We start from the raw sequence: 23631 nt of genomic DNA, 5'->3' as shown, positions 1-23631 counted from the left end.
CCAGGTCCCGCAGACGCTGACGCGGCACCGCTTTAACCCGCCTTCCGGAAAGCCCGGCTGGAAACTGAAACGGAGTTCAGGCACGGGTCCTTGGCGTTGGCGTAGACATAGCCGTCGGCTTTGTGGATGGGGCCGAAATCCAGGCCGTTTTCGGCGCTTCGCCGGCAGAACGCCTCGACATCTTCGACGTCGAAGACAAGTTTGACGATCGCCTGGCCGCTCCTTAGCCCCCGGCCGGCCGGATGCAGCATGATATTGACGCCGCCGTCCTGCGCCACCAGTTCGACGATCCTGTCGCCCGGCAGCCGCATCGCCCGGAAGCCGAAATGCGTCTCGTAGAAGAGCGCCGCCGCCTCGACGTCCTTCGCATAGATCACCAGCCTGCCGAGCGGCACGATATCCTCCAAAGGTTTCTGACCACGTCCCCCAGAGTTACCCAACATCCCCATTTCCCGCTACAGCGCTTGTAAATTATCTTCATCTGTGTTAATGACCGACCAGTCAGTCATAACTGAGAATATAGACGATGCCCGAGAAGAAAAGAGAGAAACGCGACCCTCAACAGCGGCGAGCCGATATCCTGGCCGCCGCCTTCGCCTGCTTTTCCGAGCGCGGTTTTGCTGCCACCCGGATGGAGGATGTCGCGGCCCGTGCCGGCATCGCCAAGGGCACCGTCTACCTGCATTTCCCGGACAAGGAGGCGCTGTTCACCGAACTCGTCTCCGGCATCGCCACGCCCATCCTCGGAGAGATCGAGGGGCTGGTAACCAACGAGGCGATCGCGCCACGTTTCGCCGTGTCGATGTTCTACGCTCTTTTCAAGCGCGAGGTGCTGGAGACCGACCGCCGCCATCTGCTCCGGCTGATCCTCGCTGAAGGTCCGATGTTTCCTTCCGTCACCGAATTCTACCACCGCGACATCATCTCCAAGGGTCTTGGCGTGCTGCGCATCCTCTTGAAACGGGCGGCCGCCCGCGGCGATCTGCGCAATCCAGCCATCGCCGACGTGCCGCAGATCGTCATCGCCCCGGCGCTGCTGTCGATCGTGTGGACGACGTTGTTCGAGGCTTACGAGCATCTCGACACCCAAAAACTGTTCGACGCTTTTCTCGAAACCCTGTTCGTGCCGGAAGGAGGAGCGAAGTGAAGCGTATCCTCGTCATCGTTTTCTTGGCGGGCGCCGCCATTGCCGCCCTGCCCTTCCTCTTCGCCGATAAGCCGCCACGCCCCTACCAGGGTTGGGTCGAAGCAGATACGCTGTTCATCGGTGCCGAAAGTGCCGGCCGGCTCACCCTGGTAAGCATTGCCGAGGGCGCAACGATCGCAGCAGGCGCGCCGCTCTTCAGGCTAGACTCCTCAAGCGAAGAAGCCGCTGTCGCTGCGGCCCGCGCATCGCTTGCCCGCTCACAGGCCGAACTGGATCTGGCGCATGCCGCCCAGAAGCGCCCCCAGGAGATCGACGTGCTGCGCGCCTCCGAGCGCGAAGCCTCGGCCCGGCTGGAGCTTGCCGAACAGGATCTCGACCGCACCCGGGTTCTCGTCGAGCGCGGCACCGCGACGCGCGCCAATCTCGATACCGCGACCGCCACCGAAGCCGCCAACCGCGCCGCCCTCGACAACGTCCACAGCCAGATCATCCTCGCCGCCCTTCCCGCCCGCGATGAGGCACTGCGCCAGGCGGAGGAATCCGTCGCCGCCGCCAGGGCCGATCTCGCCTCGGCGCAGGCGGCACTTGCCCGCCGCTCGGTTTCAGCCCCCGCCGCCGGCAGCATCGAGACGCTCTATTACAGGAACGGCGAAGTCGTCCCGGCCGGCCGGCCGATCGTCGCGCTCCTGCCGCCCGAAAATGTCCGCATCCGCTTCTTCGTGCCCGAAACCGAGATCGCCCGCCTGTCGCTCGGTCAGCCGGTCCATGTCACCTGCGACGCCTGCCGGCCGTCCGACGCAAAAGTCAGCTTCATCGCCAGAAACGCGGAATACACGCCGCCGGAAATCTACAGCCTCGAAGAGCGCGCCAAACTCGTCTACCGCGTCGAGGCCATCCCGACCGACCCGAAGGCGCTCCGCCCCGGCCAGCCGGTCGACGTCCTGCCCGGGCCACGCCCATGACCGCCGCCGAAACCTACGAAGTCGACGTCCCGGAAACCGTGATCGACGTCCACCACCTCACCAAGAGCTTTGGCGGCCGCAAGGTGGTCGACGACCTCTCTATGTCGGTGAAGAAAGGCCGCATCCACGGCTTTCTCGGCCCCAACGGCTCCGGCAAGACGACTACCATACGCATGCTCTGCGGCCTGCTGACGCCAGACAGCGGCGACGGCACCTGCCTCGGCTTCGACATTCTGACCGAGAGCGACCACATCCGCCGCCGGGTCGGCTACATGACCCAGAAATTCTCGCTCTACCAGGACCTGTCGATCCGCGAAAACCTCGAATTCGTCGCCCGCGTCTACGGCCTCTCCGATCCGCGTGGCAAGGCGAGCGCCGCCATCGAACGCCTCGGACTCAAGGGCCGCGAGAAGCAGCTGGCCGGCGAACTTTCCGGCGGCTGGAAACAGCGCCTCGCGCTCGGCGCCTGCATCCTGCCGGAACCTGCACTTCTCCTCCTCGACGAACCGACCGCCGGCGTCGACCCGAAGGCCCGCCGCGACTTCTGGAACGAGATCCACGCGCTTGCCGCCAACGGCCTCTCGGTGCTGGTCTCCACCCACTATATGGACGAGGCCGAGCGCTGCCACGAGATCGCCTATATCGCCTACGGAAAACTGCTCGCCGAAGGCACTGTGGACGAGGTGATCGCCGGCACCGGCCTCGTCACCTTCACCGTCTCCGGCCCGGGCGCCGACCGTCTGCAAGCGGAACTCGAACATGCACCCGGTGTCGACATGATCGCTCCCTTCGGTACCAGCCTGCATGTCGCCGGCCGCGATGCCGCGGCTCTCGAACAGGCGATCGCTCCCTATCGCGACAGGCCCGGCCTCAAATGGGAAAAGGGCGAGCCGACGCTCGAAGACGCCTTCATCGACCTGATGCGCCGCTCAGAGGACAATTTCAAATGACCCCGGCGCCCAGCAATACCAACGGCAATGGCTCTTCGGGCGGCGGCTCCTTCGGCCGCTTCTGGGCGATGACGGTCAAGGAATTCATCCAGATGACCCGCGACCGCATCACGCTTGCGACCATGGTCATGCTGCCGATCATGCAGCTCTTCCTGTTCGGCTTTGCGATCAACACCACCCCGCACAACCTGCCGACCGCCGTGCTGATGCGCGAAAACAGCGATGTCGGCCGCTCAATCCTGGCCGCGCTGAAAAACACCGATTTCTTCGAGGTGAAGACCGTCGTCACCCGCGCCGAGGACATGGATGCCCTGCTGCAGTCCGGAAAGGCCCTGTTCGTCGTCGAAATCCCCGAAGGGTTCGAGCGGTCGCTGCGCCGCGGCGATTCGCCCTCGCTGCTGGTCGCGGCAGACGCCACCGATCCGGTCGCTGCCAGCTCAGCGCTCGGCGCACTCTCCGGCATCATCTCGACCGCGCTCGAAAACGACCGCCAGGTCGCCTTCACTGAGCCGGTAAAGCCCGCCTTCCAGATCGTCCAGCACCGCCGCTACAACCCGGCCGGTTCCTCGACCTTGAACATCGTCCCCGGCCTGCTCGGTACGATCCTGACCATGACGCTGCTGATCTTCACCGCCCTTTCCGTCACCCGCGAGGTCGAGCGCGGCACGATGGAGAACCTGCTCTCCATGCCGATCAAGCCGCTGGAGATCATGCTCGGCAAGATCGCGCCTTACGTACTGATCGGCCTCATCCAGGCTCTGGTGATCATCGGCGTCGGCGTCCTTGTCTTCCGGGTTCCGATCCTCGGCGATCCCCTGTCGCTGACCGCCGCGACCGCCCTCTTCGTCATCACCAACCTGTCGATCGGCTACACCTTCTCGACGGTTGCCGCCAACCAGCTTCAGGCCATGCAGATGGCGATGATGTTCTTCCTGCCGAACATCCTTCTCTCCGGCTTCATGTTCCCCTTTGCCGGCATGCCGAACTGGGCGCAGTGGATCGGCGAGGCGCTGCCGCTCACCCACTATATCCGCATCGTCCGGGCGGTGATGCTGAAGGGCGCCAGCATCGAGACCTTGGCCTATGACACGCTGGCGCTGGCCGGCCTGATGGCCGTCGCCATGCTGATCGCGGTCCGCCGTTTCCGCCGCACGCTGGATTGAAGGCCGCAAACCCTACGTATTTCACCAGTATTGCCGCATCGCGATAAGCTTGGAATACGCCTTGCTTTATTCTCGTGCATTGCACAAAATCCCGGCAACGATCATCGATCGGTCAGCGTAAAGGCCGGCAAGGGGAAGTATGTCGATCAAGGCGAGTATCTACCACCTTACCCATTACATGTACGACAAGCCCGTCCGTCTCGGACCGCAGATCATCCGCCTCAAACCGGCCGCCCATTCGCGCACCAAGGTGCTCAGCCATTCGCTGAAGGTGACGCCCTCCAATCACTTCGTGAACCTGCAGCAAGACCCTTACGGCAATTACCTCGCCCGCTTCGTCTTTCCGGATCCCGTCACCGAATTCAAGATCGAGGTCGACCTCGTCGCCGACATGACGGTCTACAATCCCTTCGACTTCTTCGTCGAAGAGGACGCGATGAAATGGCCGTTCAGCTATCCGCCGGAACTGGTCGAGGACCTGTCGATCTACATGGTGCCGGAGCCGCCGGAACCGGCGCTCGTCGACTACCTCAAGACCTTCGACATGTCCCCGGGTCAGCCGACGGTCGACATGATCGTCGGCATCAACGCCCGCCTGCAGCAGGCGATCGGTTATGTCATCCGTATGGAGCCGGGCGTGCAGACGCCGGAACAGACGCTGACCTCCGCCATGGGGTCCTGCCGCGACACCAGCTGGCTGCTTGTCCAGATCCTGCGGCATCTCGGCCTCGCCACCCGCTTCGTCTCAGGCTACCTCATCCAGCTCACCCCGGACCTGAAGGCGCTCGACGGTCCCTCCGGCACCGAAGTCGATTTCACCGACCTGCATGCCTGGTGCGAAGTCTATCTTCCCGGCGCCGGCTGGGTCGGTCTAGACCCGACTTCCGGGCTTCTGACCGGCGAAAGCCACATCCCGCTTGCCGCCACGCCGCATTTCCGCAACGCAGCGCCGATATCAGGCGGTTATTTCGGAGAGGCTGACACCTCCTTCGCCTTCGACATGAAGGTCAACCGGGTCGCCGAACATCCGCGCATCACCAAACCCTTCTCCGACGAATCCTGGGATGCGCTGAACGACCTCGGCGAACAGGTCGACCGCGTGCTGAAGGCGCAGGACGTACGCCTGACGATGGGCGGCGAGCCGACCTTCGTGTCGATCGACGATTTCGAATCCGGCGAATGGAACACCGATGCCGTCGGCCCCACCAAACGCGAAAAGGCCGACATCCTGATCCGCAAGCTGCGCGAGCGTTTCGCGCCCGGCGGCTTCATGCATTACGGCCAGGGCAAGTGGTATCCGGGCGAAACTCTGCCGCGCTGGACGTTTTCGCTCTACTGGCGCAAGGACGGCCGGCCGATCTGGACCAATCCCGACCTCGTCGCCGAGGAGGGCCGCGATTACGGCATCGGCGAACAGGATTCCGCCAAGCTCCTGACCGGCATCGCAAGCGAACTCGGCATTGCCCCGGACATGGTCGTACCGGCCTATGAGGATCCGGCGGAATGGATCATCAAGGAAGGCAACCTGCCGGACAATGTCGATCCGTCCAATTCCAAACTCAAGGATCCGGAGGAGCGCAACCGAATCGCCCGTGTCTTCGAACGCGGCCTGACCAGCGCCAGCGGTTATGTCCTGCCCGTCCAGGCGTGGAACGCGCAGGCCACCGGAAGCTCGGCGGCTAAGCGCTGGATCAGCGAGAGGTGGCGCACCCGCCGTGGCAAGATCTTCCTCGTGCCCGGCGACAGCCCGGTCGGTTACCGCCTGCCGCTCGGCACCCTGCCCTATGTTCCACCGTCGCAGTTTCCCTATATCCACGAGGCCGACCCCTCGATCCCCCGCCAGCCGCTGCCCGAGGCGATCATCCCGGCCGGCCGCGCCATGCCTGAATCCTCGTTCAAGGCAGGCGACGCTGCCAATCCCGGCCGCGTCGAGCAAACACTCGGCGAAATCGGCGGCGCGGTGCGTACCGCGATTTCGGTCGAGGCCCGCGACGGCAGGCTCTGCGTCTTCATGCCACCGGTGGAAAAGATCGAGGACTATCTCGAACTGATCGCCGCTGCCGAAAACGCCGCCACCGCACTCGGCCTTCCCGTCCATATCGAAGGTTATGCGCCGCCGCATGACGAGCGCATCAACGTCATCCGCGTCGCACCGGATCCCGGTGTCATCGAGGTCAACATCCATCCGGCCGCCAGCTGGAAGGAGACGGTGTCGATCACCACCGCGATCTACGAAGAAGCCCGCCAGAGCCGGCTCGGCGCTGACAAGTTCATGATCGACGGCCGCCACACCGGCACCGGCGGCGGCAACCACGTCGTGGTCGGCGGCGCCAACCCGAACGACAGCCCGTTCCTGCGCCGCCCCGACCTGTTGAAGAGCCTGGTGCTGCACTGGCAGCGCCATCCGTCGCTCTCCTACCTGTTCTCCGGCCTGTTCATCGGCCCGACCTCCCAGGCGCCGCGCATCGATGAGGCCCGCCATGATTCGATGTACGAGCTGGAAATCGCGCTTGCCCAGGTGCCGGCGCCCGGCCAGGGTGCTCCGCCACTGCCGTGGCTGGTCGACCGGCTGTTCCGCAACCTTCTGACCGACGTCACCGGCAATACCCACCGCTCGGAAATCTGCATCGACAAGCTGTTCTCGCCGGACGGCCCGACCGGACGGCTCGGCCTCGTCGAGTTCCGCGGTTTCGAAATGCCGCCGAATGCCCGCATGTCGCTTGCCCAGCAATTGCTGGTCCGGGCGCTGATCGCCCGCTTCTGGAAGAACCCGCTGCAGGGCCGGTTCGTGCGCTGGGGAACGGCGCTCGCCGACCGCTTCATGCTGCCGCAATATGTCTGGGCGGACTTCATGGACGTCCTCCAGGACCTGCGCGAAAACGGCTTCGACCTGCGTCCCGAATGGTTCGAGGCGCAGCTTGAATTCCGCTTCCCCTTCTTCGGCGAGGTCGAATACGAAGGTTCCAAGCTCGAACTGCGCCAGGCGCTCGAACCCTGGCACGTGATGGGCGAGCAAGGCGCCATCGGTGGCACCGTGCGTTATGTCGATTCGTCGGTGGAACGCCTCCAGGTCCGGCTCGAAACCACCAATCCGGCCCGCTATACCGTGGCCTGCAACGGCCGTGCCGTGCCGCTCAAGAGCACCGGCACGTCCGGCGTCTCGGTTGCCGGCGTCCGCTTCAAGGCCTGGCAGCCGTCCGCCGGCCTGCACCCGGTCCTGCCGGTTAATACGCCGCTCACGTTCGACATATATGATACATGGTCCGGCCGTTCGATCGGCGGCTGCATCTATCACGTTGCCCATCCGGGCGGGCGTAGTTATGACACCTTCCCGGTCAACGGCAACGAGGCGGAAGCGCGTCGGCTCGCCCGGTTCGAACCATGGGGCCATACCGCTGGAAGTTATACGCTTCTGGCCGAAACGCCCTCGCCCGAATTTCCGCTGACGCTCGATCTGCGCCGGCCGCAAGGAGTCTGAAACGCCCGATGTCCAAGGCACCGGCAACCGAACGCAAGGCAAAAGAGGGGATCGCGCGCGATCCCCTGCTTGGTTATGCCGCGCTGCCGGGCGTTGCCGACGAGATGCTCGACGCGAACGGCCAGATCCGGCCGGTCTGGCGCAACCTGATCTCCCATCTCGGCCGCATGACCGAAGGCGAGCTGCGCGAGCGTTTCGCCCGCGCTGACCGTTACCTGCGCGATGCCGGCGTTTTCTACCGCACCTACGGCGCTCAGGGGAGCGGCGAGCGCAACTGGCCGATCAGCCACGTGCCGGTGCTGATCGACGGCCGGGAATGGGAGACCGTCTGCAAGGGCCTCGTGCAGCGCGCCAATCTTCTGGAAGCGTTGATTGCCGATATCTACGGTGAGAACAAGCTGGTGCAGGAAGGTTTCCTGCCGCCCGCGCTGATTGCCGGAAATTCCGAATTCCTGCGCCCGCTGGTCGGCGTCAAGCCGGTCGGCGGTCACTACCTGCATTTCTGCTCCTTCGAGATCGGACGCGGCCCGGACGGAAACTGGTGGGTGCTTGCCGACCGTACCCAGGCGCCGTCGGGTGCCGGTTTCGCGCTGGAAAACCGCGTCGCCACCACCCGCGCCTTCTCCGACATCTATGCCGAGAGCCATGTCCATCGGCTGGCCTCCTTTTTCGGTGCCTTCCGCGATGCGCTGCAGTCTCACAAGCAGCACCCGGACGACCGCATTGCCGTGCTTTCGCCCGGTCCCGCCAACGAGACCTATTTCGAACACGCCTATATTGCCCGCTATCTCGGTTTCATGCTGCTCGAAGGCGAGGACCTGACGGTCGTCAACGACCGCGTCATGGTTCGCACCGTCGCCGGCCTCAAGCCGGTCGGCGTGCTCTGGCGCCGTCTCGATGCGGCTTACGCGGATCCGCTCGAGCTCAACCAGCATTCCCATATCGGCACCCCCGGCATGGTCCAGGCGCTACGGGCCGGCGCGCTCACATTCGTCAATGCGCTAGGCTCCGGCATTCTCGAAACCCGCGCGCTGCTGGCATTCGCGCCGACCGTCTGTCGGCGGCTGATCGGCGAGGACCTGATCATGCCTTCGATCGCCACCTGGTGGTGCGGGCAGAAAAAGGAACGCGAGCACGTCGCCAAGAATATCGAGCGGATGGTCATCGGTCCCGCCTATTCGCGGTTGCCCTTCTTCGACGACAACGGCCAGTCGGTGCTCGGCTCGTCGTTGCGCAAGACCGCCAAGGAAACGGTCGGCGAATGGCTGGCGACCGAAGGCGCCAAATTGGTCGGGCAGGAGGTGGTGACGCTTTCGACGACGCCCGTCTATGTCAACGGCAAGCTCACCCCGCGGCCGATGTCGTTGCGCGTCTTCGCCGCCCGCACCGAACACGGCTGGCAGATCATGCCGGGCGGATTTGCCCGCATCGGCGCCGGCGACGACGTGGCGGCGATCGCCATGCAGTCCGGCGGGGCTGCGGCCGACGTCTGGATCGTCAGCGACAAGCCGGTCGCGAGGGCGACGCTTCTGCCGCCCGAGGAGAGTTTCACCCGCAACATGCCCGGCAGCCTGCCGAGCCGCGCCGCCGACAATCTCTATTGGTTGGGGCGGTATATCGAGCGGGCCGAAGGCGCACTGCGCATCCTGCGCGCCTGGCACCAGCGTTATGCCGAATCCGCCGATCCGAACGCGCCGCTGCTCGCCGACGTCACCCGTTACCTCAAGGGCACCGACATCGAGATGGTGAAGGCGGTGCCTGCAACGCTTTTGCGCAACATCGACAGCGCCATCTATTCGGCGAGCAATATCCGCGACCGCTTCTCGCCGGATGGCTGGCTGGCGCTGACCGATCTTGCCAAGACCGCCCGCCGCTTCCACGACACCGTGCATGCAGGCGACGACGCCTCGCATGCCATGACCATCCTGCTGCGCAAGCTCGCGGGCTTTGCCGGTCTGGTGCATGAAAACATGTACCGTTTCACCGGCTGGCGCTTCCTGTCGATCGGCCGTCATCTCGAACGCGGCATGCACATGACCCGCCTGCTCGGCCACATGTCCGGCCCGGATGCGCCGGACGGCTCACTCGACATGCTGCTCGAAATCGGCGACAGCGTGATGACCCATCGCCGCCGCTACAACGTCGCCACCGCGAGGCTGACGGTCGCCGACCTCCTGGGGCTCGACCCGCTCAATCCGCGCTCGATCCTCTTCCAGCTGAACGAGATCCGCACCGAGGTGGAACAGCTGCCGAACGCCTTCGTCAACGGTCAGATGTCGCCCTTCTACCGCGAGGCGATGCGGCTGCATTCCGGCTTGGCAGTGATGACCCCGGAAGGGATGAGCGAGGATACCTACCGCAAGCTCGAACAGGAGATGGAGAAGCTGTCTGATATTCTCGGCCAGACTTATTTCAGCTGATGCTCTACGATCTCTCGCTTCACATGGGTTATACCTACGACGTGCCGGCCTCGGGCGCCCGCCACGTCATCCGCCTGCTCCCATTGTCGCTGCCCGACCGGCAGCGGCTGATCGCCGGCTCGATCACCGTCGGCCCGAATGCCGAGGAGCGGACCACCTTCATCGATTTCTTTGGCCAGTCGGCGACCTCCGTGCTGCTGCGCGCGCCGCACGAAACGCTCGACATCCGCATGCAGGCCCGCGTCATGGTGGAAGCCACCTCGATGACCGCGGACCTGTCGCCGGAACTGGCGACGCTCGCCGACGAGCTGGCGGATTTCTGGTCGGTCGATGCCGCCTCGCCCCATCACCTGACGGGGGCAAGCCCGCGGCTTGCCGAAGAGCCGCTGATCGCCGCCTATGCCCGCGAGATCGCCAGGCCCGGCCAGACGGTGCGCGAGATCGCCCTCGCCGTCTGCGCCCGCATCTACAAGGACTTCACCTACGACGCCAAGGCGACCAATGTCGACACCACGCCGAAAGAGGCCTTCCGGCTGAAGCGCGGCGTCTGCCAGGATTTCACCCATATCATGATCGTCGCGCTCCGTAGCCTCGGCATTCCGGCCGGGTACGTCAGCGGCTTTCTGCGCACCATTCCGCCGCCGGGCAAGGAACGACTCGAAGGCGCCGACGCCATGCACGCCTGGGTGCGGATCTGGTGCGGCGAGACCATGGGTTATATCGAACTCGATCCGACAAACAACATTCCGGCCGGCAGCGACCACATCGTCGTCGGTTACGGCCGCGATTATTCCGACGTCGCCCCGGTCATCGGCATGCTCAAAGGTTACGGAAACCAAAAAGCCGAGCAAGCCGTCGACGTCATTCCACTGAAATCATGAAATCCCGCCCCGTTTTGGCGCTGATTTCTGTGGTCCGCTAAAATTGCAACGAATGGTTTAAACCTTCCTATACCCGCCAGGAATACACCGGAGATGTTCAAATGAATTGAACGGATCTGGGGGCTATGATGAGGCACACGCTTTTTGGGCGGTTGGTGAAGGACCGCGCAGGTAATTTTGGCATCATAACGGCAGCCATGCTTCCTGTGCTGCTGGCTGTAGGCGGTGTCGCGGTCGATCTGACCCACGTGATGGAAGAAAAGAACAAGCTGCAGGCGCTCGCCGACAGCGCCACGCTCGCCGCCGCGGCCGCCATGGCCGACAAGGGCACCATGACGGTTGAGGAGGCTCAGACCCTCGCCAAGAATTTCCTGCTTGGGCCCAAGAAGGCCGACATCCGGAACTCCGGCCTGCCTACCGCTGAGCAGGACGCCGCGATCGCCAAGATCGAGAAAGACACCACAGCCCTTGCGACCATCGCGACGACCTCGAACACTGCGGCCAGTTACGAAGTCAGCATGAAGTCCGCCTATGAGGTGCCGCTGACGGGGCTGACGTCGTTCGTCGGCTTCACCACCATGCGTGTCAGCGTCGACAGCAAGTCTGCGAGCGGCCGCGAAGGCAATGCGCTCTCCATGTATCTGGCGCTCGACGAATCGGGCTCGATGGCCTGGGATACGACGACGGTCGACCCGACCAACCCCACCAAGCAGGAAAGCTACGACTGCTCCACCGGCTGGCAGTACAAGACCTGCACCAGGACCGTGCCGAACTACCTGTCCAAGATGCTGTCGCTGAAGACCGCGGCCGCAGTGATGTTCGCGGAACTCAAGAAGGCCGACCCCAGCAACGAGCTGATCCGCGTCGGCGCCGACAGCTACGACGACAAGACCAAGACTGAGCAGAAAATCGACTGGGGCACAACCGCCGTATCCACCTATGTCAACAAGCTGCCGGCCGTCCCGGACGGCGGTACCGACGCCAGTGGCGCGATGACCAACGCCGTCAACGCGCTGAAGGCCGCCAATGCCACCGAAAAGACCGCGCACGACAGCAAGAAGAACACCTCTTTCGAGCGTTTCATCGTTTTGATGACGGATGGAGAAATGACCGGCAACAGCTCGAGCTGGAACAAGACGCTGGATACCAAGGTGCGTGGCATCTGCGATCAGGCCAAGACCGACGGCATCAAGATCTACACGATCGCCTTCATGGCCCCGGCCAATGGCAAGAGCCTGCTCGAATATTGCTCGAGCGGCAAGGCCGAATATTATTACGAACCGGACGACATGACAACGCTGGTCGAGAGCTTCGGCGAGATCGCCCGCAAGGCCGCCAAGACGGGTACCCGCCTGACCAACTGAACCTGCCTTCCAGAAAGGCCGCAAAAACGCCCCGCCCTCACCGGCGGGGCGTTTTTCGTTGGTCTTGTCCAGCCGATACACGCAAAGATAAATCGGTCATTGCGCAGTGTCATAACGGTGCATAAACTGTCTCTATACATCATGCCAGATGGACTGAATCGGACGCCCTTCCTCCCGCTCCCCAGAAAGTTGGCGACATATGAACAACACGTCTTCTCCGGTCGAAATTCCTCAGCCGGCCCCCCGCAGCTCTCGCCCCGAAATCATGGCGGAAGAGATCATCGAGCGCCTGACCTACCGTATCGGCAAGGACGCGAAGGTGGCCAAGCCCCACGACTGGCTGACCGCCACCATCTTGGTTGTGCGCGACCGCATCATCGACACCTGGATGGAATCGACCCGCAAGGTCTATCGGACCGGCGGCAAGCGCGTCTATTACCTGTCGCTTGAATTCCTGATCGGCCGCCTGATGCGCGACGCGGTCAGCAACATGGGCCTGATGCAGGAAATCCGCGACGCGCTGTCTTCGCTCGGCGTCGACATCGACGTGATTGCGGTTCTGGAACCGGATGCCGCACTTGGCAACGGTGGTCTCGGCCGGCTCGCTGCCTGTTTCATGGAGAGCATGGCGACCGTCGACATCCCGGCCTATGGCTACGGCATCCGCTACGTACACGGCCTGTTTCGTCAGCAGATGGCAGACGGCTGGCAGGTCGAGCTTCCGGAAAGCTGGCTCGCCCACGGCAACCCCTGGGAATTCGAACGCCGCGAAAGCTCCTACGAGATCGGTTACGGCGGCACGGTCGAGACGGTCGGCGGTTACGACGAGACGCCGCGTTACGTCTGGAAGCCGGCCGAACGCGTCATCGCCATGGCCTATGACACGCCAGCCGTCGGCTGGCGCGGAAAGCGCGTCAACACGCTGCGCCTCTGGTCGGCCCAGCCGATCGACCCGATTCTATTGGATGCCTTCAACGCCGGCGACCACATCGGCGCCCTGCGCGAAAGCAACAAGGCCGAAAGCCTGACCCGAGTCCTCTACCCGGCAGATGCCAACCCGGCCGGCCAGGAACTGCGCCTGCGCCAGGAGTTCTTCTTTTCGTCGGCCTCGCTTCAGGACATCCTGCGCCGCCACCTGCAGCAATATCCGGATTTCACGAACCTGCACGAAAAGGTCGCGATCCAACTCAACGACACCCACCCGGCCGTATCGATCGCCGAGCTGATGCGCCTCCTGACCGACATCCACGGCATGGATTTCGAGCAGGCCTGGTCTGTCACCCGCCAGACCTTCTCCTACACCAACCACACGCTCCTGCCGGAAGCGCTGGAAACCTGGCCGGTGCCGCTGTTCGAACGCCTTCTGCCGCGCCACATGCAGATCGTCTATGCGATCAACGCCCTGATCCTGATCGAGGCGCGCAAGCAGAAGAGCTTCTCCGATACCCAGATCCGCTCGATCTCGCTGATCGACGAAAGCGGCGACCGTCGCGTCCGCATGGGCAACCTTGCCTTTGTCGGCTCCCATTCGGTCAATGGCGTCTCGGCCCTGCACACCGACCTGATGAAGGTCACGGTGTTCGCCGACCTGCACACGATGTATCCGGCCCGCATCAACAACAAGACCAACGGCATCACCCCGCGCCGCTGGCTGATGCAATGCAACCAGGGTCTCACCTCGCTCATTCAGGAAGCGATCGGCGACGAGTTCCTAGACAATACCGATGCCTTGAAGGGGCTCAATGCCCATGCCGACGACAAGGCGTTCCAGGAGAAGTTCGCCGCCGTGAAGCGGGCCAACAAGGTGCAGCTCGCCAATCTCGTCGGCAGCCGCATGGGCATCCGCATCGATCCGTCGGCAATGTTCGATATCCAGATCAAGCGCATCCACGAATACAAGCGCCAGCTTTTGAACATCATCGAAGCCGTCGCCCTTTACGACCAGATCCGCTCGCATCCCGAACTGGACTGGGTCCCACGCGTAAAACTGTTCGCTGGCAAGGCGGCGCCGAGCTATCACAACGCCAAGCTGATCATCAAGCTCGCCAACGACGTGGCTCGCACAATCAACAACGACCCGGCCGTCCGCGGCCTGCTGAAGGTCGTTTTCGTGCCGAACTACAACGTCTCGCTCGCCGAGATCATCGTTCCGGCCGCCGATCTTTCCGAACAGATCTCAACCGCCGGCATGGAAGCATCCGGCACCGGCAACATGAAGTTCGCGCTGAACGGCGCGCTGACCATCGGCACGCTCGACGGCGCCAATGTCGAGATGCGCGACCATGTCGGCGAGGAAAACATCGTCATCTTCGGCATGACTGCCGACGAAGTCGCCAAGGTCCGTGAAGAAGGCCACCAGCCCCGCGCCATCATCGAGAAGTCGCGTGAACTGGCCCAGGCGCTCAACGCGATCGCCACGGGTGTCTTTTCGCCGGACGACCGCTCCCGCTTCACCGGCCTGATCGACGGCATCTACAACCATGACTGGTTCATGGTCGCCGCAGATTTCGACGCCTACGCGGAAGCCCAGCGTAACGTTGACCAAATCTGGTCCGACCCTAAATCCTGGTATTCGAAGACAATTCGCAATACCGCCCGGATGGGATGGTTCTCCTCGGACAGAACTATTCGTCAGTATGCGTCGGAAATCTGGAGAGCCTGATGAAAAAATCGCCGCGCGTCGATGACGGGAGAGCCCCAGGCGAGATTCCGTTATCCGAGATCGAGGCGATTTTGGAAGGCAGGCATACCAATCCCTTTGCCGTCCTCGGGCTCCACAAGCTCGGGGATGGTTTCAGGGTCCGCTGTTTCGTGCCCGGAGCGGAAGCGGTCACCGCCCTTTCGCTGAACGGCACCGAACTCGGGGAACTGAAGCGCCGCCACGACGCCGGATATTTCGAAGGCGTCGTCAACGCCACCCATCTCCAGCCGATCCGTTACCGCGCCCGCCGCGGTGATGACGAATGGGCGGTGACGGACCCCTACACGTTCGGCCCGGTGCTCGGCCCGATGGACGACTATTTCGTCCGCGAAGGCTCGCATCTGCGCCTGTTCGACAAGATGGGCGCACATGCCCTGAAACACGAGGGCGTCGAAGGTTTCCACTTCGCCGTCTGGGCGCCGAACGCCAAGCGCGTTTCCGTCGTCGGCGACTTCAACGGCTGGGACGGTCGCCGACACGTGATGCGGCTGCGCGTCGATACCGGGATCTGGGAAATCTTCGCCCCCGACGTACGGGCCGGCTCTGCCTACAAGTTCGAGATCGTCGGCAAGAACGGCAAGCTCCTGCCGCTGAAGGCCGACCCCTATGCCCGGCGTGCCGAACTGCGGCCCAACACCGCCTCGGTCACCGCACCCGAACTCTCCCAGAAATGGGACGATGCCGCCCACCGGGAATTCTGGGAAAAGGCGAACCACCGCCGCCAGCCGATCTCGATCTATGAGGTGCACGCGGGCTCCTGGCGCAAAAAGCCGGACGGCTCCTTCCTCTCCTGGGACGATCTCGCTTCGGAACTGATCCCCTATTGCACCGACATGGGCTTCACCCATATCGAATTCCTGCCGATCACCGAACATCCTTTCGACCCGTCCTGGGGTTACCAGACGACCGGGCTTTTCGCCCCGACCGCCCGCTTCGGCGAGCCGGAAGGGTTTGCCCGCTTCGTCAACGGCTGCCACAAGATCGGTCTCGGCGTCATCCTCGACTGGGTGCCGGCGCATTTCCCGACCGATGCCCACGGCCTGCGTTTCTTCGACGGCACGGCGCTCTACGAGCATGCCGACCCGCGCCAGGGCTTCCACCCGGACTGGAATACGGCGATCTACAATTTCGGCCGCAACGAAGTCCTCTCCTATCTCGTCAACAACGCGCTCTACTGGTCGGAAAAATTCCATCTCGACGGCCTGCGCGTCGATGCCGTCGCCTCCATGCTCTATCTCGACTATTCGCGCAAAGAGGGCGAGTGGGTACCGAACGAATATGGCGGGCGCGAGAACCTCGAAGCGGTGCGCTTCCTGCAGAAGATGAACTCGCTTTCCTATGGCGCCCATCCGGGCGTGATGACGATCGCCGAGGAGAGCACGTCCTGGCCGAAGGTCTCGCAGCCCGTTCACGAGGGTGGCCTCGGTTTCGGCTTCAAGTGGAACATGGGTTTCATGCACGACACGCTGAGCTACCTGCAGCGTGAACCGATCCACCGCAAACACCATCATCACGAACTCACCTTCGGCCTCCTCTACGCCTATTCGGAGAATTTCGTCCTGCCGCTGTCCCACGACGAAGTGGTGCACGGCAAAGGTTCGCTGATCGCCAAGATGGCCGGCGACGACTGGCAGAAATTCGCAAACCTGCGGGCCTATTACGGCTTCATGTGGGGTTATCCCGGCAAGAAGCTGCTGTTCATGGGCCAGGAATTCGCCCAATGGAGCGAATGGAGCGAAGCCCGCTCGCTTGACTGGAACCTGCTCCAGTACCATCCGCACGAGGGCATGCGCCGCTTGGTGCGCGATCTCAATTTCTGCTACCGCTCGAAACCCGCACTGCATGCCCGCGACTGCGAGGGCGAAGGTTTTCAGTGGCTGATCGCCGACGACGCGGAAAATTCCGTCTATGCCTGGCTGCGTATGTCGCCGGGAGAAAAGCCCGTGGCGGTGATCAGCAATTTCACCCCCGTCTATCGTGAGAATTTCCGTATCCCCTTGCCAATCGAAGGCAGATGGCGGGAAATATTGAATACCGACGCCGAGATCTACGGCGGCAGCGGCAAAGGCAATGGCGGTCGCGTTCACGCTGTGAACGCGGGAGGAACCATCCAGGCCGAAGTCACGCTACCGCCGCTCGCGACGATCATGCTCGAACTGGAACAAGCATAAGGGACCTTGGGAGGGAACGATGAACGAGAAAAGAATTCAGCCTCTATCGCGCGATGCCATGGCCTATGTGCTTGCCGGGGGTCGCGGCAGCCGATTGAAGGAACTCACTGACCGCCGCGCCAAGCCGGCGGTCTATTTCGGCGGCAAGGCGCGCATCATCGATTTCGCACTGTCGAACGCACTGAATTCCGGCATCCGCCGCATCGGTGTGGCGACGCAATACAAGGCCCATTCGCTGATCCGCCACATGCAGCGCGGCTGGAACTTCTTCCGGCCCGAACGCAACGAGAGCTTCGACATCCTCCCCGCCTCCCAGCGCGTCTCCGAGACGCAATGGTATGAAGGCACCGCCGACGCCGTCTTCCAGAACATCGACATCATCGAGGCCTACGCGCCTGAATACATGGTCATCCTCGCCGGCGACCACGTCTACAAGATGGACTACGAATACATGCTCCAGCAGCATGTGGACAGCGGCGCCCAGGTCACCGTCGGCTGCCTGGAAGTGCCGCGCATGGAAGCCACCGGCTTCGGCGTCATGCATGTCAACGAGAAGGACGAGATCATCGCCTTCGTCGAGAAGCCCGCCGATCCGCCCGGCATTCCCGGCAATCCCGGTTTTGCGCTCGCCTCGATGGGTATCTACGTCTTCCACACCAAGTTCCTGATGGACGTTCTGAAGCGCGACGCCGAGACACCCGGCTCCAGCCGCGACTTCGGCAAGGACATCATTCCTTACATCGTCGAGCACGGCAAAGCGGTCGCCCATCGGTTCGCCGATAGCTGCGTTCGGTCCGATTTCGAGCGCGAACCCTATTGGCGCGACGCTGGCACGGTCGACGCCTACTGGCAGGCCAATATCGACCTGACGGAAATCGTTCCCGGGCTTGATATCTATGACAAGTCCTGGCCGATCTGGACCTATGCGGAGATCACCCCGCCGGCGAAATTCGTCCATGACGACGAAAACCGCCGCGGCTCGGCGACCTCGTCGGTCGTTTCAGGCGACTGCATCATTTCCGGTTCGTCGCTCAATCGAAGCCTGCTGTTCACCGGGGTACGCGCCAATTCCTATTCGCGCCTTGAGGGCGCGGTCGTGCTGCCGAACGTCCGGATCGGAAGACGCGCGCAGCTTCGCAATGTCGTCATCGATCACGGTGTAACCATTCCGGAAGGCCTGGTGGTCGGCGAGGATCCCGAAATCGATGCGAAGCGTTTCCGGCGCACCGAAAACGGCATCTGCCTGATCACCCAGACGATGATCGACAAACTGGACCTGTAACGCGTTATGGAAGTGCTTTCGGTTGCGTCCGAAGTCTATCCGCTGGTCAAGACCGGCGGACTTGCCGATGTGGCCGGGGCGCTGCCGCTGGCGCTGAAGGGGCATGGCGTTTCGGTCAAGACGCTGATGCCCGGTTATCCGGCCGTGATGCGGGCCGTCAAGGGCGCCAAGCTCCGTCTGAGTTTCGAAAACCTGCTCGGCGCCAGGGCCGACCTGCTCGAAGTCGAGCATCAGGGGCTCGATCTCCTGATCCTCGATTCCCCCGTCTTCTTCGACCGCCCGGGCGGCCCTTATGCCGATGCGACCGGCAAGGACCATTTCGACAACTGGCGTCGTTTCGCGGCCCTCTCCAAGGCCGGCGCGATGATCGCCCAGGGCGCCATGGCGGACGGCGATGGCGGCTGGCGACCGGATATCGTCCACGTCCACGACTGGCAGGCGGCGATGGTGCCGGCCTATATGCGTTATTCCGACGAGCCGGAAGTGCCGACGCTGATCACCATCCACAACATCGCCTTCCAGGGCCAGTACGGCGCCGACATCTTTCCCTATCTCGATCTGCCGGCGCACGCCTTTAGCATCGAAGGCGTCGAATATTTCGGCGGTGTCGGTTTCCTGAAAGCCGGGCTGCAGACGAGCTGGGCAATCTCGACCGTCAGCCCTTCTTATGCCGAGGAGATCCTCACCCCCGAATTCGGCATGGGTCTCGAAGGCCTGCTGACGATCCGCCAGGGCGACCTGCACGGCATCGTCAACGGCATCGATGCCGATATCTGGGACCCGGCGACCGACCCCGCCGTGAAAACCCACTACAACGCCACCACGCTGAAGACCCGCGCCGAGAACAAGCGGGCGGTCACTGAGCGCTTCGGTCTCGACCGGGAGGCCGGACCGCTCTTCTGCGTCATCTCGCGGCTCACCTGGCAGAAGGGCATGGACCTGCTGGCCGAAACGCTCGACGACCTCGTCGCGATGGGCGGGCGGCTCGCCGTGCTCGGCTCCGGCGACCGGGCGCTCGAAAACGCCTTCCATGCCGCAGCCAAACGCCACCCCGGCAAGGTTGCCGTCCTCTCCATCTATGACGAGCCGCTCTCCCACCTGATGCAGGCGGGCTGCGATGCGATCGTCATCCCCTCGCGCTTCGAGCCCTGCGGCCTCACCCAACTCTACGGCCTCAGATACGGCTGCATTCCGGTCGTAGCCCGCACCGGCGGTTTGAACGACACCGTCATCGACGCAAGCCATGCCGCGATCGCCGCCAAGGCCGCCACCGGCATCTCCTTCAGCCCGGTCACCACCGACAACCTGCGCCGGGCGCTTCGCCGCACCGTTGGCCTCTACCATCAGCCGAAGGTCTGGACGGGGATGCAGAAGCAGGGCATGAAATCCGACGTCTCCTGGGAAAGGAGCGCCGGACTTTATGCCGGCCTCTATTCCAGCCTCATTGCCAAAAAAGGTTCCTGACCATGATCAAGACCGTCACCACCACTCCCTATCAGGATCAGAAGCCGGGCACGTCCGGCCTGCGCAAGAAGGTCCCGGTCTTCGCGCAAGTGAACTATGCGGAGAACTTCATCCAGTCGATCTTCGACAGCCTCGAAGGCTTCGAGGGCCAGACGCTGGTGATCGGCGGCGACGGCCGCTACTACAACCGCGAGGTCATCCAGAAGGCGATCAAGATGGCCGCGGCCGCCGGCTTCGGCAAGGTCATGGTCGGCCAGGGCGGCATCCTCTCGACGCCCGCCGCCTCCAACATCATCCGCAAGTACAAGGCTTTCGGCGGCATCATCCTCTCGGCCAGCCACAATCCAGGCGGTCCGACCGAGGATTTCGGCATCAAGTACAATATCGGCAATGGCGGTCCGGCCCCTGAAAAGATCACCGACGCGATCTTCGCCCGCTCCAAGGTCATCGACACCTATAAGATCGCCGATGTCGTCGATCTCGATCTCGACGCGATCGGCTCCTTCGACGTCGCCGGCATGGCGGTCGAGGTGATCGACCCGGTCGCCGATTATGCCGAGCTGATGGAGCAGCTGTTCGACTTCCCGTCGATCCGCGCCTTGATCGCCAGCGGCGTCGACGTCGTCATCGATTCGATGGGCGCCGTCACCGGCCCCTACGCCCGGCAGATCCTCGAAAACCGCCTCGGCGCGCCGGAGGGCTCGGTGCGCAACGCCGTGCCGCTGCCGGATTTCGGCGGTCACCACCCGGACCCGAACCTCGTCCACGCCAAGGAACTCTATGACGACGTGATGAGCCCCGACGGGCCGCATTTCGGTGCCGCGTCAGACGGCGACGGCGACCGCAACATGATCGTCGGCAAGGGCATGTTCGTCACCCCGTCCGACAGTCTCGCGATCATCGCCGCCAACGCCACCGTGGCGCCGGGCTATGCCCGCGGCATCGCCGGCATCGCCCGCTCCATGCCGACAAGTGCTGCCGCCGACCGCGTCGCCGAAAAGCTCGGCATCGGCATGTACGAGACCCCGACCGGCTGGAAGTTCTTCGGCAACCTGCTCGACGCCGGCAAGGCGACTGTCTGTGGCGAGGAAAGCTTCGGCACCGGCTCCGACCACGTGCGCGAAAAGGACGGCCTCTGGGCGGTGCTCTTCTGGCTGAACATCATGGCCGCCCGCAACGAAAGCGTCGAGGAGATCGTCAAGTCGCACTGGGCCGAATATGGCCGCAACTACTATTCCCGCCACGATTACGAAGAGGTCGATTCGGAAGCCGCCAACCTGCTGATCACCGCTCTGCGCGACAAGCTGGCGACCCTCCCCGGCCAGTCGTTCGGTGCGCTGAAGGTCGCAACGGCCGACGACTTCGCCTATCACGATCCAATCGACGGCTCGGTCTCCAAGAACCAGGGCATCCGCATCCTCTTCGAAGGCGGCTCCCGCGTCGTCTTCCGCCTCTCCGGCACCGGCACCTCGGGCGCCACGATCCGCGTCTATGTCGAGCGTTACGAGCTCGATCCGTCACGCCACGCGATCGACACCCAGGAAGCGCTGGCCGACCTCATCACTGTTGCCGACCAGATTTCCGATCTGCGCAAGAGGACAGGCCGCGACAAGCCGACCGTGATTACCTGACCCCATGGCAAAAACGGCGATCCAGGGCGGCGTGACTTTAACAGCAGACGGCGCGGATTTCGCCGTCTGGTCGCACCATGCCGAGCGGATCGAGCTCTGCCTTTTCGACGCCGAAGGAAGGAAGGAAACCGCCCGCCACCGGCTGGTGCGCGGCCGGGACGATATCCACCGCATCTCGGTGCCGGCGCTCGGTGCCGGTGCCCGTTACGGTTATCGCGCCTGGGGTGCCTACGATCCCGATAACGGCTCCTGGTTCGACTCCTCCAAACTGCTGGTCGATCCCTATGCCCGCGAACTGGATCGTCCCTTCCGGCACGACGCCCGGCTCTCCATGTTCGGCGTCGACACCGCCGATCTGGTCCCGAGGGCGATCGTCACCCGCGATCCGCTCGCCAAGATCGGCCGGCCGATCCTGCCGCCCGGCGGCTTCGTCTACGAGGTAGCGGTCAAACCCTTCACCATGCTTCACCCGGCGATCCCGGAAAAACAGCGCGGCACGGTCGCAGCGCTTGCCCATCCCTCGATCATCGCACACCTGAAGAAGATCGGCGTCGATGCGATCGAGCTGATGCCGATCATCGCCTGGATCGATGAACGCCACCTTCCCCCGCTCGGTCTCACCAATGGCTGGGGCTACAATCCGGTCGCCTTCATGGCGCTCGATCCGCGCCTCTGCCCTGGCGGCATCAGGGAACTGCGCGAGACGGTCGCAACGCTGCACCAGGCCGGCATCGGCACCATCCTCGACCTCGTCTTCAACCATACCGGCGAGAGCGACCGGCAGGGCGCGACGCTCTCCATGCGTGGCCTCGACAACCGCTCCTATTACCGCCATGTCTATGGCGAGCCCGGCCATCTGGTCAACGATACCGGCACCGGCAACACGGTCGCCTGCGACCATCCTTATGTCCGCCGGCTGATCATCGATACGCTCCGCCATTTCGTCGTCCATGCCGGCGTAGACGGGTTCCGTTTCGACCTTGCCCCCGTCCTCGGCCGCACGGAAAGCGGTTTCGATGCCAAGGGCGAGACCCTGAAGGCGATGATCTCCGACGAGGCGCTAAAGGACCGCATCCTGATCGCCGAGCCCTGGGATATCGGGGCCGGCGGCTACCAGCTCGGCAATTTTCCGGAACCTTTCCTGGAATGGAACGACCGCGCCCGCGACGACATGCGCCGCTACTGGCGCGGCGACCAGTGGACGATCGGCGCGCTCGCGACGCGGCTTTCGGGGTCATCGGATGTTTTCGAAAGGTCCGGCCGCAGCCGCACCGTCAACTTCCTCGCCGCCCATGACGGCTTCACCCTGATGGATCTTGTCTCCAACGAGCACAAACACAACGAGGCGAACGGCGAACAGAACCGCGACGGCCACGGCGAGAATTTCTCCTGGAACAACGGCGTTGAAGGCGAGACCGACGATGCGGCGATCAACGAGAACCGCCGCCGCGATGCCGCGGCCCTTATCTCCACCCTGTTTGCCAGCCGCGGCACGGTCATGCTCACCATGGGCGACGAAGCCGGCCGCAGCCAGCGCGGCAACAACAACGCCTATTGCCAGGACAATGCGATCACCTGGCTCGACTGGAGCAAGATCGACAAGGTGCTCGTCGAACACACCGCCATGCTCGCCGCCCTTCGAAAACGCTTCGCGGTCTTTTCGGAAACCTCCTTCTTCACCGGCGATGGCGATGTCGAATGGCTGTCCGCCTCCGGAAAGCCCATGGAGGTCGGCGACTGGGAAAATCCCGACAATCCGGTGCTCGGCATGGTGCTGAAGACGCTCGACCGGCAGACCGACAGGGACACCCGCATTGCCATCCTCTTCAACCGCGGCCACGAGCCGGCAAGCTTCGCGCTTCCCGGCTGGGGTTGGAAACATTTCGCTTCCCGGGAGCTGTGGAACCAGGTGCTTTCCGCCCGTTCCGTGCGTTTCTGCATCGAGGAATGACGCGCTGCAAAAATCACTCGCCAACCAGGGCAAACCCTGTAAAGTCCGACAGCTATTGAGCATTTT

15 protein-coding genes are annotated in these 23631 nt (G+C 63.4%); 14 read left to right on the top strand and 1 reads right to left on the bottom strand.

Annotated elements, in window-relative coordinates; genetic code table 11:
• Positions 1-32 precede the first annotated feature (32 nt).
• Positions 33-395: a VOC family protein gene (locus tag AC1DLT_RS10335; protein ID WP_477486916.1), complete on the bottom strand. Its 363-nt coding sequence runs from the start codon at positions 393-395 to the stop codon at positions 33-35.
• Between the two features lie 131 nt (positions 396-526).
• On the opposite strand from AC1DLT_RS10335, the gene AC1DLT_RS10330 reads away from it, so the two are divergent.
• From AC1DLT_RS10330 to glgX, 14 genes are all read left to right on the top strand, one after another.
• Positions 527-1147, top strand: coding sequence for a TetR/AcrR family transcriptional regulator (locus AC1DLT_RS10330; protein ID WP_038545172.1), 621 nt, complete (start codon positions 527-529; stop codon positions 1145-1147).
• Positions 1144-2109 carry an HlyD family secretion protein gene (locus tag AC1DLT_RS10325; RefSeq protein WP_477486675.1) on the top strand — a complete coding sequence of 322 codons (966 nt, stop codon included), beginning with the start codon at positions 1144-1146 and terminating at the stop codon, positions 2107-2109. The genes AC1DLT_RS10330 and AC1DLT_RS10325 overlap by 4 nt, the downstream gene beginning before the upstream one ends.
• Positions 2106-3059: an ABC transporter ATP-binding protein gene (locus tag AC1DLT_RS10320; RefSeq protein ID WP_477486674.1), complete on the top strand. Its 954-nt coding sequence runs from the start codon at positions 2106-2108 to the stop codon at positions 3057-3059. Before AC1DLT_RS10325 ends, AC1DLT_RS10320 begins: the two co-directional genes overlap by 4 nt.
• Positions 3056-4222: an ABC transporter permease gene (locus AC1DLT_RS10315; protein WP_477486673.1), complete on the top strand. Its 1167-nt coding sequence runs from the start codon at positions 3056-3058 to the stop codon at positions 4220-4222. The genes AC1DLT_RS10320 and AC1DLT_RS10315 overlap by 4 nt, the downstream gene beginning before the upstream one ends.
• Positions 4223-4361: 139 nt before the next feature.
• On the top strand, positions 4362-7700 hold the full coding sequence (locus tag AC1DLT_RS10310) for a transglutaminase family protein (protein WP_477486672.1): 3339 nt from the start codon (positions 4362-4364) through the stop codon (positions 7698-7700).
• Positions 7701-7708: 8 nt separating this feature from the next.
• Positions 7709-10120 (top strand): circularly permuted type 2 ATP-grasp protein, encoded by a 2412-nt coding sequence (locus AC1DLT_RS10305; protein ID WP_046600073.1) that lies wholly within the window; start codon positions 7709-7711, stop codon positions 10118-10120.
• Positions 10120-11001, top strand: a complete 882-nt coding sequence (locus AC1DLT_RS10300; RefSeq protein WP_477486671.1) for a transglutaminase family protein — start codon at positions 10120-10122, stop codon at positions 10999-11001. Before AC1DLT_RS10305 ends, AC1DLT_RS10300 begins: the two co-directional genes overlap by 1 nt.
• A 128-nt stretch (positions 11002-11129) precedes the next feature.
• Positions 11130-12365, top strand: coding sequence for a vWA domain-containing protein (locus AC1DLT_RS10295; RefSeq protein ID WP_477486670.1), 1236 nt, complete (start codon positions 11130-11132; stop codon positions 12363-12365).
• Positions 12366-12564: 199 nt separating this feature from the next.
• Entirely contained in the window at positions 12565-15027 is a 2463-nt protein-coding gene (locus AC1DLT_RS10290) for a glycogen/starch/alpha-glucan phosphorylase (RefSeq protein WP_247137101.1), read from the top strand.
• Positions 15027-17237 carry a 1,4-alpha-glucan branching protein GlgB gene (glgB, locus tag AC1DLT_RS10285; RefSeq protein WP_477486669.1) on the top strand — a complete coding sequence of 737 codons (2211 nt, stop codon included), beginning with the start codon at positions 15027-15029 and terminating at the stop codon, positions 17235-17237. The genes AC1DLT_RS10290 and glgB overlap by 1 nt, the downstream gene beginning before the upstream one ends.
• A 19-nt stretch (positions 17238-17256) precedes the next feature.
• Positions 17257-18519, top strand: coding sequence for a glucose-1-phosphate adenylyltransferase (gene glgC, locus AC1DLT_RS10280; RefSeq protein ID WP_038545199.1), 1263 nt, complete (start codon positions 17257-17259; stop codon positions 18517-18519).
• A 6-nt stretch (positions 18520-18525) separates the two neighbouring features.
• On the top strand, positions 18526-19983 hold the full coding sequence (gene glgA / locus AC1DLT_RS10275) for a glycogen synthase GlgA (RefSeq protein WP_477486668.1): 1458 nt from the start codon (positions 18526-18528) through the stop codon (positions 19981-19983).
• Positions 19984-19985: 2 nt separating this feature from the next.
• Positions 19986-21614, top strand: a complete 1629-nt coding sequence (locus AC1DLT_RS10270) for an alpha-D-glucose phosphate-specific phosphoglucomutase (protein WP_477486667.1) — start codon at positions 19986-19988, stop codon at positions 21612-21614.
• Positions 21615-21618: 4 nt separating this feature from the next.
• Positions 21619-23565, top strand: coding sequence for a glycogen debranching protein GlgX (gene glgX / locus AC1DLT_RS10265; RefSeq protein WP_477486666.1), 1947 nt, complete (start codon positions 21619-21621; stop codon positions 23563-23565).
• The last annotated feature ends 66 nt before the right edge of the window (positions 23566-23631 follow it).

It is taken from the genome of Neorhizobium sp. 05N33, assembly GCF_056397445.1.
Note: the sequence above shows the minus strand (reverse complement) of the source record. Positions and strands in the feature narration are given on the sequence as shown.

Excerpts from the sequence above, each read along its gene's own strand:
- AC1DLT_RS10330 (WP_038545172.1), top strand. The coding sequence starts at position 527 with ATGCCCGAGAAGAAAAGAGAGAAACGCGACCCTCAACAGCGGCGAGCC.
- AC1DLT_RS10320 (WP_477486674.1), top strand. The coding sequence starts at position 2,106 with ATGACCGCCGCCGAAACCTACGAAGTCGACGTCCCGGAAACCGTGATC.
- AC1DLT_RS10315 (WP_477486673.1), top strand. The coding sequence starts at position 3,056 with ATGACCCCGGCGCCCAGCAATACCAACGGCAATGGCTCTTCGGGCGGC.
- AC1DLT_RS10310 (WP_477486672.1), top strand. The coding sequence starts at position 4,362 with ATGTCGATCAAGGCGAGTATCTACCACCTTACCCATTACATGTACGAC.
- AC1DLT_RS10305 (WP_046600073.1), top strand. The coding sequence starts at position 7,709 with ATGTCCAAGGCACCGGCAACCGAACGCAAGGCAAAAGAGGGGATCGCG.
- AC1DLT_RS10300 (WP_477486671.1), top strand. The coding sequence starts at position 10,120 with ATGCTCTACGATCTCTCGCTTCACATGGGTTATACCTACGACGTGCCG.
- AC1DLT_RS10295 (WP_477486670.1), top strand. The coding sequence starts at position 11,130 with ATGAGGCACACGCTTTTTGGGCGGTTGGTGAAGGACCGCGCAGGTAAT.
- AC1DLT_RS10290 (WP_247137101.1), top strand. The coding sequence starts at position 12,565 with ATGAACAACACGTCTTCTCCGGTCGAAATTCCTCAGCCGGCCCCCCGC.
- glgB (WP_477486669.1), top strand. The coding sequence starts at position 15,027 with ATGAAAAAATCGCCGCGCGTCGATGACGGGAGAGCCCCAGGCGAGATT.
- glgC (WP_038545199.1), top strand. The coding sequence starts at position 17,257 with ATGAACGAGAAAAGAATTCAGCCTCTATCGCGCGATGCCATGGCCTAT.
- glgA (WP_477486668.1), top strand. The coding sequence starts at position 18,526 with ATGGAAGTGCTTTCGGTTGCGTCCGAAGTCTATCCGCTGGTCAAGACC.
- AC1DLT_RS10270 (WP_477486667.1), top strand. The coding sequence starts at position 19,986 with ATGATCAAGACCGTCACCACCACTCCCTATCAGGATCAGAAGCCGGGC.
- glgX (WP_477486666.1), top strand. The coding sequence starts at position 21,619 with ATGGCAAAAACGGCGATCCAGGGCGGCGTGACTTTAACAGCAGACGGC.